This window comes from Methylobacterium soli (assembly GCF_008806385.1).
GTDB lineage: Bacteria > Pseudomonadota > Alphaproteobacteria > Rhizobiales > Beijerinckiaceae > Methylobacterium > Methylobacterium soli.
Map to the genome: position 1 here is coordinate 22,946 of NZ_VZZK01000015.1, position 13,417 is coordinate 36,362.

Annotated in this window: 11 protein-coding genes; 7 read left to right on the top strand and 4 right to left on the bottom strand. The window is 71.5% G+C overall.

Features of this window, described 5'->3' with window-relative positions:
- Positions 1 to 30: 30 nt before the first annotated feature.
- Entirely contained in the window at positions 31 to 1,797 is a 1,767-nt protein-coding gene (locus F6X53_RS15440) for an ABC transporter ATP-binding protein (RefSeq protein WP_151001193.1), read from the top strand.
- A 544-nt stretch (positions 1,798 to 2,341) separates the two neighbouring features.
- Here the strand turns inward: F6X53_RS15440 and F6X53_RS15445 are convergent.
- Genes F6X53_RS15445 through F6X53_RS15455 form a run of 3 tightly spaced genes read right to left on the bottom strand, consistent with a single transcriptional unit; the run spans position 2,342 to position 5,566 of the window.
- Positions 2,342 to 3,025, bottom strand: a complete 684-nt coding sequence (locus tag F6X53_RS15445; protein WP_151001099.1) for a glutathione S-transferase family protein — start codon at positions 3,023 to 3,025, stop codon at positions 2,342 to 2,344.
- 52 nt (positions 3,026 to 3,077) lie between these two features.
- Positions 3,078 to 4,691 (bottom strand): M48 family metalloprotease, encoded by a 1,614-nt coding sequence (locus F6X53_RS15450; protein WP_244965579.1) that lies wholly within the window; start codon positions 4,689 to 4,691, stop codon positions 3,078 to 3,080.
- 5 nt (positions 4,692 to 4,696) lie between these two features.
- A complete protein-coding gene (locus tag F6X53_RS15455; protein ID WP_244965580.1) occupies positions 4,697 to 5,566 on the bottom strand; it encodes a thermonuclease family protein in 870 nt (289 codons plus the stop codon).
- Between the two features lie 360 nt (positions 5,567 to 5,926).
- On the opposite strand from F6X53_RS15455, the gene F6X53_RS15460 reads away from it, so the two are divergent.
- The 5 genes from F6X53_RS15460 to F6X53_RS15480 all read left to right on the top strand — a co-directional run bounded on the left by F6X53_RS15460 (position 5,927) and on the right by F6X53_RS15480 (position 11,189).
- Positions 5,927 to 6,250: a hypothetical protein gene (locus F6X53_RS15460; protein WP_151001100.1), complete on the top strand. Its 324-nt coding sequence runs from the start codon at positions 5,927 to 5,929 to the stop codon at positions 6,248 to 6,250.
- Positions 6,251 to 6,772: 522 nt separating this feature from the next.
- Complete coding sequence (locus tag F6X53_RS15465; protein ID WP_151001101.1) at positions 6,773 to 7,183, top strand: helix-turn-helix domain-containing protein; 411 nt, start codon at positions 6,773 to 6,775, stop codon at positions 7,181 to 7,183.
- Positions 7,184 to 7,327: 144 nt separating this feature from the next.
- On the top strand, positions 7,328 to 8,506 hold the full coding sequence (gene metK / locus F6X53_RS15470; RefSeq protein WP_151001102.1) for a methionine adenosyltransferase: 1,179 nt from the start codon (positions 7,328 to 7,330) through the stop codon (positions 8,504 to 8,506).
- A gap of 7 nt (positions 8,507 to 8,513) precedes the next feature.
- Positions 8,514 to 9,293 (top strand): tRNA (guanine(46)-N(7))-methyltransferase TrmB, encoded by a 780-nt coding sequence (gene trmB, locus F6X53_RS15475; protein ID WP_191970852.1) that lies wholly within the window; start codon positions 8,514 to 8,516, stop codon positions 9,291 to 9,293.
- 147 nt (positions 9,294 to 9,440) lie between these two features.
- Positions 9,441 to 11,189, top strand: a complete 1,749-nt coding sequence (locus F6X53_RS15480) for a sensor histidine kinase (RefSeq protein WP_373875888.1) — start codon at positions 9,441 to 9,443, stop codon at positions 11,187 to 11,189.
- Between the two features lie 81 nt (positions 11,190 to 11,270).
- On the opposite strand, the gene F6X53_RS15485 is transcribed toward F6X53_RS15480, so the two are convergent.
- On the bottom strand, positions 11,271 to 12,290 hold the full coding sequence (locus F6X53_RS15485) for a hypothetical protein (RefSeq protein ID WP_151001104.1): 1,020 nt from the start codon (positions 12,288 to 12,290) through the stop codon (positions 11,271 to 11,273).
- A 354-nt stretch (positions 12,291 to 12,644) separates the two neighbouring features.
- On the opposite strand from F6X53_RS15485, the gene F6X53_RS15490 reads away from it, so the two are divergent.
- Positions 12,645 to 13,244, top strand: coding sequence for a superoxide dismutase (locus tag F6X53_RS15490; protein ID WP_151001105.1), 600 nt, complete (start codon positions 12,645 to 12,647; stop codon positions 13,242 to 13,244).
- Positions 13,245 to 13,417: the final 173 nt, after the last annotated feature.

Sequence of the window (13,417 nt, forward strand, 5' to 3'; positions counted from 1 at the left end):
AGGTTCGCTGAAATCGAGATGGCCATCGCGATGGAAGACCTCTGCCAATATGCCGACCGGCCGTGGGCCTTCGTGGCGCGCTACCTGAAGCGCCGCGCGCTGCCGCATGCCGTGATTCTCGTCGCCGTTCTGGGCGCGGTCGGCTTCTCCGTCAGCACCGATTACGCCCTCAAGGGCGTCGTCGACGCCCTCAGCAAGGGGCCGCAGGCCGGATTGATCTGGGGTGCCCTCGCGGTGCTCGTCGCCTTCATCGCCGCCGACAACATGCTCTGGCGCGTGGCGAGCCTCGTCGGCTCCTTCACCTTCGTGGGCGTCACCGGCGACATCCGCCGCGACCTGTTCCGGCACATGACCGGCCACTCGCCCTCCTTCTTCGCCGACCGCCAGCCCGGGACGCTCGCCTCGCGCATCACCGCGACCTCGAACGCGATCTTCACGGTCGAGAACATGTTCGTGTTCAACGTGATGCCCCCCTGCGTCGCGGCCTTCGGCTCGATCGCCTACATCGCCACCGTCAACCTCACCATGGCGGGCGTGCTCGCCGGCATCTTCGGCGCCGTCGTGGTGCTGATGTTCAAGATGGCCGCCGCCGGCAAGCCGCTCCACCACGACTTCGCCGCCAAGGCCGCGAGCGTCGACGGCGAGATGGTCGATCTCGTCGGCAACATGCCGCTGGTGCGGGCCTTCTCGGCCTTTAAGCGCGAGTACAAGCGCTTCGACGGCACGATCGGGGTCGAGATGCGCTCGCGCCGCTCCTCGCTCCTCTACCTCGAGAAGCTGCGCATCGTGCACGCGATCCTGACCGTGCTGGCGGTGCTCGGCCTGCTCTACTGGGCCATCACCATGTGGGAGGCGGGCCAGGCGACGAACGGCCAGGTGGTCCTCGTCTGCACGCTCGGCATCCGCATCCTCGCCGCCACGCGCGACCTCGCGGTGGCGCTGGTCGACGCCACCCAGCACACCGCCCGCCTGTCGGAGGCGCTCCACACCCTGCTGCAGCCCCACGACCTGATCGACCACCCCGAGGCCGTGCCGCTGACCGGCCACGGCGCCAAGATCGACTTCCAGCACGTCGCCTTCGACTATCCCGACGGCCGCGGCGTCTTCACGGATTTCGACCTCGCCATCGAGCCCGGCCAGCGCATCGGCCTCGTCGGCAAGTCGGGCGGCGGCAAGTCGACCCTGTTCTCGCTGCTGCAGCGCTTCTACGACGTGAAGGGCGGCCGCATCCTGATCAACGGCCAGGACATCGACCGGGTCACGCAGGAATCCCTGCGCGAGGCCATCACGGTGGTGCCCCAGGACGTCTCGATGTTCCACCGCTCCCTGCGCGAGAACATCCGCTACGGCCGGCCCGACGCCACCGACGAGGATGTCTGGAAGGCGGCGGAAGCGGCCCATTGCACGGACTTCATCAACGCGCTGCCGGAGGGCTTCGACACCATCGTGGGCGACCGCGGCGTCAAGCTCTCGGGCGGCCAGCGCCAGCGCATCGCCATCGCGCGCGCGATCCTGAAGGATTCGCCGATCCTGCTCCTCGACGAGGCGACCTCCGCCCTCGACGCCGAGTCCGAGGAGGCGATCCGCCACGCGCTCGCCAACCTGATGAAGGGCCGCACCGTCATCGCCATCGCGCACCGGCTCTCGACCCTCAAGGATTTCGACCGGATCGTGGTGCTCGAGGGCGGCCGCATCATCCAGGACGGCTCGCCGGACAAGCTCACCCATCTCGACGGCTTCTACCGCGAGCTGATGAAGAAGGAATCGATGTCGATGGCCGCCCTCGCCGCCGCCTGAGGCGGCCGGGCCGACATGGGTTGACGCCGGCGCGGGGCCACCCGCGCCGGCTTTTTTCATGGCTCGCCGCCGGACCTCGCCGTGGCGGTGATCCACCCTGGCGGGACGGAGGCGCAGCTCAGGATCGGAGATCGCCGACAGGGCCCCCGACCAACGGCGGGAAGGAAATTGCGCTGTGCATCGCCTTCGCGCCTGCGGAAGTGGTCGAATCCGCGATAGCGGAACGGTGGGGGATGCGACTTTTCCGGACAGCGCGTCCCCTCACCCCAACCCTCTCCCGAACGGGAGAGGGGGCCGGTCGCGGTATCCGGGCTGGTTCTGACACCCGCGCTGCCAGTCGCGCGCGCGCCCCACCTCTCCCGTCCGGGAGAGGTCGAGTCGGCGAGAGCCGACCGGGTGAGGGATGCGACCTTTCCGGATAGCGCGTCCCCTCACCCCGACCCTCTCCCGCACGGGAGAGGGGGCCGGTTGCGCGGTCAAGGCTGGTTCTGACAGCCGTCGCGAATCCCGGGCGCGCCGCCGAACCCCGGATCCAGGGACGCGTTCAGGCCGCCGCGCCCGAGCCGATGGCGCGGAACATGAAGCGGCGGGCTTCCTCGTCCATCACGGCCTTGAAGGCGTGGCGGCCCTTGAGGGCTTCGGCGCGCTGGGCCGCCGGGCGGGCGTTCACGCTGTCGAGGAAGCGGCGGAGATTGGGCAATCCCTCGAAGGCGGTCTCGCCGAGGATGAACGGCACCATCCGGGCCCAGCCCCAGAGCGCCATGTCGACGAGCGTGTAGGTCTCGCCGAGCAGGAACGGGCGCGCGCGCAGGCGCGCATCCGCGAGGGTCCAGTGCCGGCGTGCCTCGTAGACGTAGCGCTCCAGGGCGTAATCCTGGCCCTTCGGGGCGAAGTGGCGGAAATGCACGCATTGGCCCGAGAACGGGCCGATGCCGGTGGCCACGAACATCAGCCAGGACAGCATCTCGCCGCGCTGGGAATCCGGCGGCAGGAAGGTGCCGGTCTTCTCGGCGAGGTAGAGCAGGATGGCGTTGCTGTCGAAGACCGTGACGTCGCCATCGACGATGGCCGGCACCTTGGCGTTCGGGTTGATGCCCAGGAAGGCGGGGTCGAACTGGTCGCCCGCCCGGGTGTCGACCGGGATCGGCTCGTAGGGCAGCCCCGCCTCCTCGAGGAAGAGCGCGACCTTCATCGGATTGGGGCTGAGATTGTAATGGAAGCGGATCATCGGCTCGCGATCTCTCTCGGGGCGTCGGGCGCGGGGCTCGGCCGAGGCCAGGCTACTCCACCACCAGCTTGTAGCTCTGCCCGACCCGCAGCACCGCGCCGCGCTCCAGGCCGTTGAGGACGAGGAAGCGGTCGAGGGCGCGGTCGGACACCGCCATGCGCTGGGCGAGCTCCTCCGGATTCGTGGAGGCCGCCGGGACGATCTGGATGCGCAGGGGCTTGAGGGAGCGGGTCTCGTCCGGGGAGACGGCCGAGAGGCTCCCGGTCCAGCGCCGGAAAGCGGGATCGGGGTCGGTGGCGCCCTTGGCGGCCATGATCATCCGGAAGGTGGCCTCGCCGACCCGGATCGCCGCGAGGCGGAAGGTCCAATCCTTGCCGCGCGAGACCGCCACGACGGCCGGGTGGCCCGCGATGGTGCGGCTCTCCACCGAGCCCGCCTCGATCGCGTCGTTCCAGGTCGCCTTCAGCACCTCGTCGAGGCCCTGGTCGGGCTTGGCCTCGACCTGATCGAACAGCAGGCGGCGGCTGCCCTCGTTGGTGGTGCCGAGCACCGCATTCTTGGTGTTCTCGATGGTGAAGCCGTCGGGCACCTCGAAGGCGATGCCGAGGCTCGGATGCAGGAAGCGGCGCCCGCGCACCACGCCCTCACCCGGATTGTCGCCGTAGGCGATCCCGTCGATGGCCGCGAGGTAGCGGGCCCGGTCGTCGGTGCCGACGCCCGGCGCACCGATGCGGCGCGCCGCCCGGGTGACGAGGGCGATGCGCTCGGCCGTGCCCGGATGGGTCGCCAGCATGTCGGGCTCGCCGGCGCTGCCGGCGCCGGTCTTGAGCGCGATGGTGCGGTTGAGCGCGGTGAGGAAGCGGCCTGCCCCGAAGGGATCGTAGCCCGCGCCCGCGAGGGTGCGCACGCCGACGCCGTCGGCCTCGAGCTCCTGCTCGCGGGAGAAGCGCGCCAGGGCAAAGCGCGACTGGTTCTGCAGCTGCGCGCCGGTGGCGGGATCGTTCAGGACGTCGGCCACGACCCGGCTGACGAGCTGCGAGCGCAGCTCCAGCTCGGTCCGGGCATTGGCGTGGCTGAGGGTGACATGCGCGATCTCGTGGGCCAGCACCGCGGCGATCTCCGAGGTGTCGCTCGCCAGCGCGACGAGGCCGCGGGTGGCGTAGAGCCGGCCGTTCGGCAGCGCGAAGGCGTTGACCACCGGGGAATCGAGCAGGGTGACGATGTAGGCCTGGTCCGGCCGGTCGCTCGCCTTCACGAGCCGGTCCGTGACCTCCGAGACGAGGCGCAGCGTGGCCGGCGCCCTGTACTCGCCCCCGAAGGAGGCGACGAGCTTGGCGTGGTCGGCATCCGAGACGGTGCGGGCCCGGCCGGTGGTGCGCGGCGCCTCCGCCGGCACCGTGACGGCGACCGGCGTCAGGACCGCGCCGGTGTGATCGCCGGCGCAGGCCGAGAGCGCCAGGCTGAGGGCGATGAGGCCCAGGCGGCGCGCAGGCGCCGCAAGCCCGCTCGCAGGCGCCGCAAGCCCGCGCGCAGGCGCCGCAAGCCCGCGCGCAGGCGCCGCAAGCCCGCGCGCAGGCGCCGCAAGCCCGCGCGCAGGCGCCGCAAGCCCGCGCGGGCCGGCCGGCCCCCGGTTCGATCCCCAGGCTCGCGTCTCAACCCCGCCCATGCCGATCAGCGCCGCAGCGCCCGCTCCCTCTCCGGACCCGCCTGCGGGTCCTCGCCTCGTTCGTCGTCGTCGCCCAGAACCTCGATCATCTCGGCGCTGGCGACATCCATGACCGGTCCGCGCCCGATCTCGATGATGCCGCGAACCCGCACGACCCGACCCTTCAGCCCCGCCGCACTCAAACCATGTTCCTGCAGCCGGCGCCAAGTGCGCTTCGACACGATCACGGTCAAGCCGTCCTCGCCCCGGCGCACGAAGTCGAGATAAGTCCGTGCCGAGCGCTCGCCGACCCCGACGATGCGCCCCCGCGCCACCACGAAGCGCCCGGCCGCCGCGCGGAGCGCCGCGCCGTCTTGCGCGCCGGGCCCGGGCGCGCCCCAGAGGCCGAGCCCGGCCCGGCGCGCGCCCTCCTCCAGGGCAAGGAGGCCGGGGCGGCAGAGCACGTCCCCCTCCCCCGCATCGACCTGCGCGAGACCGGCGCGAATCAGGCCGCCGGCGAGATCGGTCGGCTCGCCGCCCGCATCCTCCGGGTCCAGGATCGCGTCGATGCGGCTCCGGCCCCAGCGGTCGGGCTCGCCCCGGGCCGTCACCGTCAGGGACCGGCCGCGATGCCGATCGAGCCAAGCGGCGGCGCTCGCGGCGGCGGCCGGATCCTCCGGCCAATGCAGCGAGCCGAGGAGCACGCGGGCGCCGGAGGCCAGCGCGATCTCGCCGCGGGGGCCGAGGCGGTCGAGCGAATCGGTGCGGGAGGCCGCCGCACGGCATTCCGCCGGCCCGGCCCGCGGCGCCGCGCGCGCCGGGCCCGGGACGGGGCCCCAAGCGGCCGCCAGGGCCGTTGCCGCCGCGGCGAACCGGATTGCCCCCTGCCCCGCCATCGATCCCCTGCCTGCCGCGCGCGCCCCGAGCCCTCGCCCGCAGGAATGCGTTGTCCCCGACAATCGCACTCTGACGCAAAACCGCGTCGGCGGCCCGGCCGACGCCGCCGTTTTGCGCCGCCTGCGGCAGGCGCGTCACACCACCCAGGCACCACGCCGGCGCATCTCGCCAGGCAAACCCTTCGACGATCGTCCGCGGTGCATCCTCGGCAGCGCGTCCGGCCTACGCCCGGTCTGCCGCGCGATTGGCGCGAAATCGGGGCCGGCGGCTGCCGGACGGCCCCGCCCCGGGCCTTTGGTGCGGTTTCACCCGCGCCCGGCTATTGTGTCTTTCTACACAATGGGACACATCACCTCCCGATGCCCAACGACGCCGACCTCTCCTCCGGTGATCTCGTGCCGGCCCTTCCCCCGGGGCCGGGCCAGCTCGACGCCTGGTGCGCCGACGAGCTGGAGAAGGCGGCGGCCTGCCTCGAGGATGTCGGACAGCGCGCCATGGCGGCGAGCGTGCGCGGCATCGGCATCCTCCATCGCGTGAAGGCCCTGGAACTCGACCTGCGCCGGCTCGACCGGCCGGCGGATCCGGCGTCGGACGCCCCCGTGCCGGCGCCGGGGGACACGCTCCCGATCCGGTTGGCCTCGCCCGGGGATGATGGTAAGGACGGGACGGTTCAGTCTCCGTAGCTCAGCTGGACAGAGCACAGGTTTCCTAAAGACAGGAATTGGGCGCCGCGCCGGGAAACCACGCGGCGGATCCGCTCAAATTCGGGGAAAGCTTCCGGCGCGCCCGTCGCGCCCTGCCGATCCCGAGCCAAGCCTGGACCGCGAGGTCTCCAGGAAGGTGTAGAGACTAGACGGGCGGCACCTAACGGCCCCGCGCTGGCGCGGGACCCACGGTGAAGGGATAGTCCAGGCCACGAACGCCCGGCATGCCGGGCGGCGGCGAAAGCCGAAGTGGTATGAAACCTGGGGTCGCAGGTTCGAGCCCTGCCGGGGACGCCAACCTTCGCGTCATTGCGTGACTTGGCCATGCGTGGATCGGCGGCCGGCAGCGGCCGCCGACCGCGTTCCGTGCTATAGTCCGGCAGGTTGAGTACGTATTCGGACGTCGCCATCGTGACAAAGCCGCAACGGAACCTTAAGCGTAAGCCCGCGGAACCGCGGACTCGCGCGACCGGCGGCTGAGGTGAGCGTACGAGACACTCCATGGCTGGACAGAAGACCGATCAGCGGGACGCCTATATCGGGCAGCGCATCGCCGAGGAGCGCCGCCGGGCCTCGCTGACGCAGCGGCGCGTCGCCCAGAGCTTCGGCATGTCGGCGGCCCAGCTCCAGAAATACGAGAAGGGCACGAACCGCATCAGCGCCGTGCATCTCGAGATCCTGGCGCGGATGACCGGCGTGCCGCTCGACCACTTCTTCCAGGGCATGAAGCGCCTCGACGACATTCCCCTCGAAGGCTTCGGCGAGGACCGGCAGCAGCCCTATTCCGGCGAGAGCGAGTGGCAGGGCCTCGTCGAGGTCGTGGCGCGCCATGTCGACGAGCATTTCTCGGACGCCTCCCGGCGCGATCTCGCCGCCGCCATCCACGCCCTCGACCGCAAGCTCAACGGTTGATCGGACGGAGAAGTCGTACGTTATAAAGAACGCGTTCGGCAAACCATCTTGACCGGTGCCGGGGCCGGTGCAAGAAGGCAGCTTCGTCAGACCGGGTCCAGCGCCAGACGCATGAGGGCGCGCCCGCAACCGGGGGTGCATCCCATGCCGCGTTCCGACTACCTCTTCACCAGCGAATCCGTCTCCGAGGGCCACCCGGACAAGGTGTGCGACCGGATCTCCGACACCGTCGTGGACGCCTATCTGGCGGCGATGCCGGAAGCCCGGCTCGGCGTCGAGACCCTGGCCACCACGAACCGCATCGTCATCGCGGGCGAGGTGCGCGGGCCGGATTCCGTGACCTTCCGGGACCTCGAGCACCTGACCCGCGAGGCCGTGCGCGACATCGGCTACGAGCAATCCGGCTTCCACTGGAAGAACAACGACGTCGCGATCCACCTGCACGCGCAATCGGCCGACATCGCGCAGGGCGTCGACGCCGCCGGCAACAAGGACGAGGGCGCGGGCGACCAGGGCATCATGTTCGGCTACGCCGCCGACGAGACGCCCGAGCTGATGCCGGCCCCGATCTTCTACGCCCACAAGATCCTCAAGGACCTCGCCGACGCCCGCAAGGCGAAGCAGGGCGACGCGGCCGTGCTCGGCCCCGACGCCAAGAGCCAGGTCACCGTGCGCTACGCCAACGGCCGCCCGGTCGAGGTGACGCAGATCGTGCTCTCGACGCAGCACCTCGACGAATCCCTCGACTCGGCGGACGTGCGCGCCATCGTGGAGCCCTACATCCTTAAGGCGCTGCCCGAGGGATGGGTCACCGAGGGCACGGCCTGGCACGTGAACCCGACCGGCAAGTTCGTGATCGGCGGTCCCGACGGCGATGCCGGCCTCACCGGCCGCAAGATCATCGTGGACACCTATGGCGGCGCGGCGCCCCACGGCGGCGGCGCCTTCTCGGGCAAGGACCCGACCAAGGTGGACCGCTCGGCGGCCTACGCGGCGCGCTATCTCGCCAAGAACGTGGTGGCGGCGGGCCTCGCCAGCCGGGCCACGATCCAGCTCGCCTACGCCATCGGGGTGGCCAAGCCCCTCTCGATCTACGTGGACCTGCACGGCACCGGCAAGGTCGACGAGGCCAAGCTCGAAGCCGTCCTGATGGACGCGATCGACCTCTCGCCCCGCGGCATCCGGACCAAGCTCGGCCTCAACAAGCCGATCTACGCGCGGACCTCGGCCTACGGGCATTTCGGCCGGGCGCCGGAGGCGGATGGGGGCTTCTCCTGGGAGCGCACCGACCTCGCCGCCAGCCTCAAATCCTCCCTCTCCTGAGCCCAGCATGGCCGGGGGGGACGAGAGCCCTCCCGGACCGGGCGAGGGCGATCCGCCGATGGAGGGCCCGGAGCGGGCCTTCTTCGGCCGCCGCAAGGGCAAGCGCCTGCGGGGCGGGCAGGAGCAGCGTCTCGCGGAACTGCTGCCGAAGCTGCGGGTGAGCCTGCCGCCGGACGGGGCGCGCCTCGACCCCGCGGGCCTGTTCCCGGAGCAGAAGCGCGCCTATTGGCTGGAGATCGGCTTCGGCGGCGGCGAGCACCTCGCCGCCCAGGCCGCCCGCCATCCCGAGATCGGCTTCATCGGGGCCGAGCCCTTCGTCAACGGCGTGGTCAAGCTCCTGCGCGCGATCGACGACCAGGCGCTCGCCAATGTGCGCATCCGCGACGAGGACGTCACGGCCTTGCTGGCTGCCTTGCCGGATGCCTGCCTCGACCGGGTCTACCTGCTCTATCCCGATCCCTGGCCGAAGCGCCGCCAGCGCAAGCGCCGCTTCGTCTCGGACGCGTCGCTCGCCGAGATCGCCCGGGTGCTGCGGCCCGGCGGCCTGTTCCGCTTCGCCAGCGACATCGACGATTACGCCGGCTGGACCCTCGTGCGCGCCGCCCGCTGCCGGGCATTGCGCTGGAATGCGGCGCGGGCGGCGGACTGGACGAATCCCTACCCGGACTGGCCCGGCACCCGCTACGAGGCCAAGGCCGTTGCGGCGGGACGGCGCCCCACTTACCTGGAATTCGTGCGCGAGACCCATCCCGTGGCCGCCCCCGATGCGGCCGGATCCCTCGCGTGAGCGGACAGAAGCCGTTGAAGGTGTGGCCGCGCACGCCTGCGGCGCCGCGACGGTCTTGCCGCTGCAGAGCTTGACGTTCATCCTATGCGGGGCTTCCCGGCGGTGAGGGATCAGTCCCGCGGGCGAAGGTGCGGATTGGGCGACAGGGTGGATCACGACCCCACTGCGAGCACGATCGACCTGCATCGCGCGGCCTTCGAGGAGGCCGCGGTCGGTCTCGCCGTCGTCTCGGCGCACGATCATTCCGTGCCCGGCCTCGCCCCCCACGAGAGCACCATCCTCGACGCCAACCGGCATCTCTGCCACCTCCTCGGCTACGGCGCGGGCGATCTCGTCGGCATGCCCCTATCCGACCTCCTCGACCGCCCGAGCCTCGCGGAGGGAGTGCAGCGCTGGCGCCGGGCCGACGGCCGGCCGATCGACGTGCGGGTGCGCCGCTCGGTGGGCCGCGGCACCACCCTGGTGGTCGAGGCCATCGACGCCGACGAGGCCGTGCGGGCCGAGCAGAACCGCGAGGCCCTGATCGCGGCGGGTCTCGGCGAGTGGCGCTTCGACAAGCTCACGGGCCTCATCACCCTGTCGCGGCGCGCCGGCCAGATCCTCGGGCATCCCCCCGGCCCCTCCCTCACCTGGGGGGACCTCAGCCGGCGCATCGACGAGGCCGAGACGGCGCGCATCGCGGACGTGGTGCGCGAGGCCATGGCGGCGGGTGAGCCCTATTCCTTCGAGTGCCGCCTGCGCCGGGCGGGCGACGAGCGCGAGGTCATCATCGGCATCCGCGGCCAGCCCCTGTTCGGGGCGGACGGCACGCTCGCCGGCATGGTCGGGGTGGTGCAGGACATCACCACCCGGGTCGAGGCGCGCGACGCGCTCCTGGGCCGCGAGCAGCGCCTGCGGGTCGCCACCTCACTCGCGCGCCTCGGCATCTTCGAGTGGCACATGCTCGAGGACCACGCGATCTGGGAGAATGAGCGCATGTTCGAGATCTTCGGCCGCACGGCCGAGGACGGCACCGTCGGCAAGACCGAGTTCCTGAACGAGCTTCTGCACCCGGAAGACCGCAAGGCCGTGCGCCAAGCCATCTCGCAGGCTTTGCGCGACGACGAGATCCTGCACGCCACCGGCCGCATCCGCCGCAAGAGCGACGGCGCCTGGCGCACCATCGACATGGCGGGCCGCTTCGAGCGCGACGCCCCGAACCGGCTGCCGCGCCGGCTCATCGGCGTCGTCGCGGACGTCACCGACCGGCGCCACGCCGAGGAGCGCCAGACGCTCCTGATCCGCGAATTGCACCACCGGGTGAAGAACACCCTCGCCACCGTGCAGGCCATCGTCGGCTCGACGGCCCGGACCGCCTCCAGCATCGAGAGCTTCTACGAGGCCTTCGTCGGCCGCATCATGTCGCTGGCGCACACCCACTCGGTGCTCACCGAGGACACCTGGCAGACCGCGAGCCTGCGCACGCTCCTGGTCAACGAGCTGAAGCCCTACGCGGAGGGCACGATGGAGGATGGGGGCGAGGACCGCATCACCCTGTCCGGCCCGCCGATCGACCTCGCCTCGGAGATCGCGGTGCCGATCGGCATGGCGATCCATGAGCTCACCACCAACGCGGCGAAGTACGGCGCGCTCTCGACCCGCAGCGGCCGCGTCGCGGTGACCTGGCAGCTCCTGCCCGGCGGCCCGGCCGGAATGCTGCGCTTCGCCTGGCAGGAGAGCCACGGCCCCCCCGTCCAGCCGCCCCGGCGCCAGGGCTTCGGCTCGCGGCTGCTGCAGCGGGTGCTGACCACGCAGGTTCAGGCCGAGGTGGAGACCGAGTACCCGCCCGAGGGCTTCCGCCTCACCATGATGGCCCCGCTCCCGAAGCGCAACGACGCCCTCAACCCGCTGATCTGACGGACGCGGCCGGGGGCGGCAGACCTCAGGTGCCCCGCATCGCCAAGGAAGGGCCCGGCCTGGAGGGCGGGGCCGACCGGCTCAGGCGGCGCCGCGCGTATCCGACTCGCCGCCCGCCTCGACGAAGGCCTTGAGCTCGTCGAGGGACGCGAAGGTGAAGCGCCCCCGCGGGGTCTCGGCCTCGATCGCGCCGTTGGCGTACATCACGTAGGTGTTGCCGCCCGACGCGTAGGTGCCGACGACCTCGAGCTTGGGCTCCGGTTGCGGCTCGGGCTCGGGCGGCGCCGCCTCCGGCTCGGGGTCCGGCGCGGTGTCCATGGCCGGGCGCAGGACCGGTGCGGGCTCATCATGGGGCGGGGTCACGGGCTCGGGGGCCGCGAACAGGTCGTCCTCGGGGGCGATGCCGTCATCTGGCTCGGCAGAGCCCGCGGGCTCTGCCGTGTGAGATTGCGACGACAGGGGCGGCATCGTGGCGGCTAGCGCCGTGGCGGCCGGGATTGTGGCGGCCGAAGCCGCGGCGGCCGAAGCCGTGGCGGCCGGCGGCGCGGGCATGAACCCGGCGGGTTCCGGCAGGCTCGGCTCAGGCTCGCGCGCCGCCTCGTGGGATTCCGTGGGCTCGCTCTCCGTCGCGGGCGCGGCGGCAGAGTCGGCGTGGGCGTCGGCGCGGGGGAAAAACGTGTCCGTGAAGGTCGGCTCGCTGCCGGCGCGTCCGGCCGTCAGGGCGGCACCGGCCGCCGCGCCCCCGGCCAGACCCGCAACCGTGCCGAGGATGGGGCGGCCGGTGGCGGGGCCCTGCGGCAGAACCGGATCGACCCGCGGCGGGAAGACGGGGGCGGCGCCGGCATTCGGGCTGCCGAGATCCCGGGCCGGCGGCCGGGCCGCCTCGGGCTCGCGGCGCCCAGCCAGCGCCCGCTCGACCCGCCGCAATCCGCTCGCCACGATGCCGAGTGCGAGGATCACCGCGCCGGCCGCCGCGACGGTGGCACCCGCGATCACCATCGCGAGACCGCTCTCGAGGCGCACGAAGGGAAAGCCCTGAATCACGGAGGCGATGCCGCCGATGATCATGACGGCGGCGAGCGCGAACAGCGCGAGGATCATGCAACTCTCTGAGCAACGGCCGGAGGGTCCGGGCCCCGGACAGTAAGGCCTTGGAGGGGTTTTGCAAAACCGATCCCGGCTCGGGAATCGGCCAGAAATCCCGTCGTCCACGGCCGATGTCGCGCACGGGCCGCGCAGGGTCAAGCGCGCGGCGCCCGGCCCGACTCCGGCGGGGCGCGCTTTCACACAGGCCGATGCGGCCCCCGGCGTTGCCGAGGCGCGGGCACCGACTTACCTAAGCGGCCGTTGCCTCATGGACGGCACGCGTCTCGCGTGGCCGCCGGCAAGAATCTCGAACCCATCTTCACCCGACGTGCCTTCACCCGAAGCCGCCGCAATCCCGGAGAGATGCCGATGACCTTCACCCTGCCGGAACTCCCCTACGCCTACGACGCGCTCGGGCCCTACATGTCCAAGGAGACCCTCGAGTTCCACCACGACAAGCATCACAAGGCCTATGTCGACACGGGCAACAAGCTGCTCGAGGGCACGGATCTCCAGGGCAAGAGCGTGGAGGAGATCGTCAAGGCGAGCTACAACACTAATCAGGCGCTCTTCAACAACGCCGGCCAGCACTACAACCACATCCATTTCTGGCAGTGGATGAAGCCGAATGGCGGCGGCGCGATTCCCGGCGCGCTCGCCAAGAAGATCGACGAGGACCTCGGCGGGGCCGAGAAGTTCAAGGCCGACTTCATCCAGGCCGGCATCGGCCAGTTCGGCTCGGGCTGGGCCTGGCTCGCCGTCAAGGACGGCAAGCTCGCCATCCTGAAGACCCCGAACGGCGAGAACCCGCTGGTGCACGGCGCCAAGCCGATCCTCGGCGTCGATGTCTGGGAGCACTCCTACTACATCGATTACCGCAACCGCCGCCCCGACTACCTGAAGGCCTTTATCGAGAACCTGGTGAACTGGGAGCACGTGGAGGCGATGTACGCCGAGGCCTCGAAGTAGGGGTTTTCCACGGAGCAGCGCCGCGGGCGATTCAGCCCGCGGCGCCGCGATCGCCCCTTGAGGCCGCGCGAAAAACCGGGTCTTGATGCGCCGCGCCGGGCAGACCCGGCATCACCTGGGGCCCGCGCCATCTCCGTCTCAGCCCAAAGCCCGCTGCCGGGACCTCGGCCGGC

Coding starts and splice junctions, on each gene's coding strand:
- F6X53_RS15440 (WP_151001193.1), top strand. CDS start 31: ATGGAAGACCTCTGCCAATATGCCGACCGGCCGTGGGCCTTCGTGGCG.
- F6X53_RS15445 (WP_151001099.1), bottom strand. CDS start 3,025: ATGATCCGCTTCCATTACAATCTCAGCCCCAATCCGATGAAGGTCGCG.
- F6X53_RS15450 (WP_244965579.1), bottom strand. CDS start 4,691: ATGGGCGGGGTTGAGACGCGAGCCTGGGGATCGAACCGGGGGCCGGCC.
- F6X53_RS15455 (WP_244965580.1), bottom strand. CDS start 5,566: ATGGCGGGGCAGGGGGCAATCCGGTTCGCCGCGGCGGCAACGGCCCTG.
- F6X53_RS15460 (WP_151001100.1), top strand. CDS start 5,927: ATGCCCAACGACGCCGACCTCTCCTCCGGTGATCTCGTGCCGGCCCTT.
- F6X53_RS15465 (WP_151001101.1), top strand. CDS start 6,773: ATGGCTGGACAGAAGACCGATCAGCGGGACGCCTATATCGGGCAGCGC.
- metK (WP_151001102.1), top strand. CDS start 7,328: ATGCCGCGTTCCGACTACCTCTTCACCAGCGAATCCGTCTCCGAGGGC.
- trmB (WP_191970852.1), top strand. CDS start 8,514: ATGGCCGGGGGGGACGAGAGCCCTCCCGGACCGGGCGAGGGCGATCCG.
- F6X53_RS15485 (WP_151001104.1), bottom strand. CDS start 12,290: ATGATCCTCGCGCTGTTCGCGCTCGCCGCCGTCATGATCATCGGCGGC.
- F6X53_RS15490 (WP_151001105.1), top strand. CDS start 12,645: ATGACCTTCACCCTGCCGGAACTCCCCTACGCCTACGACGCGCTCGGG.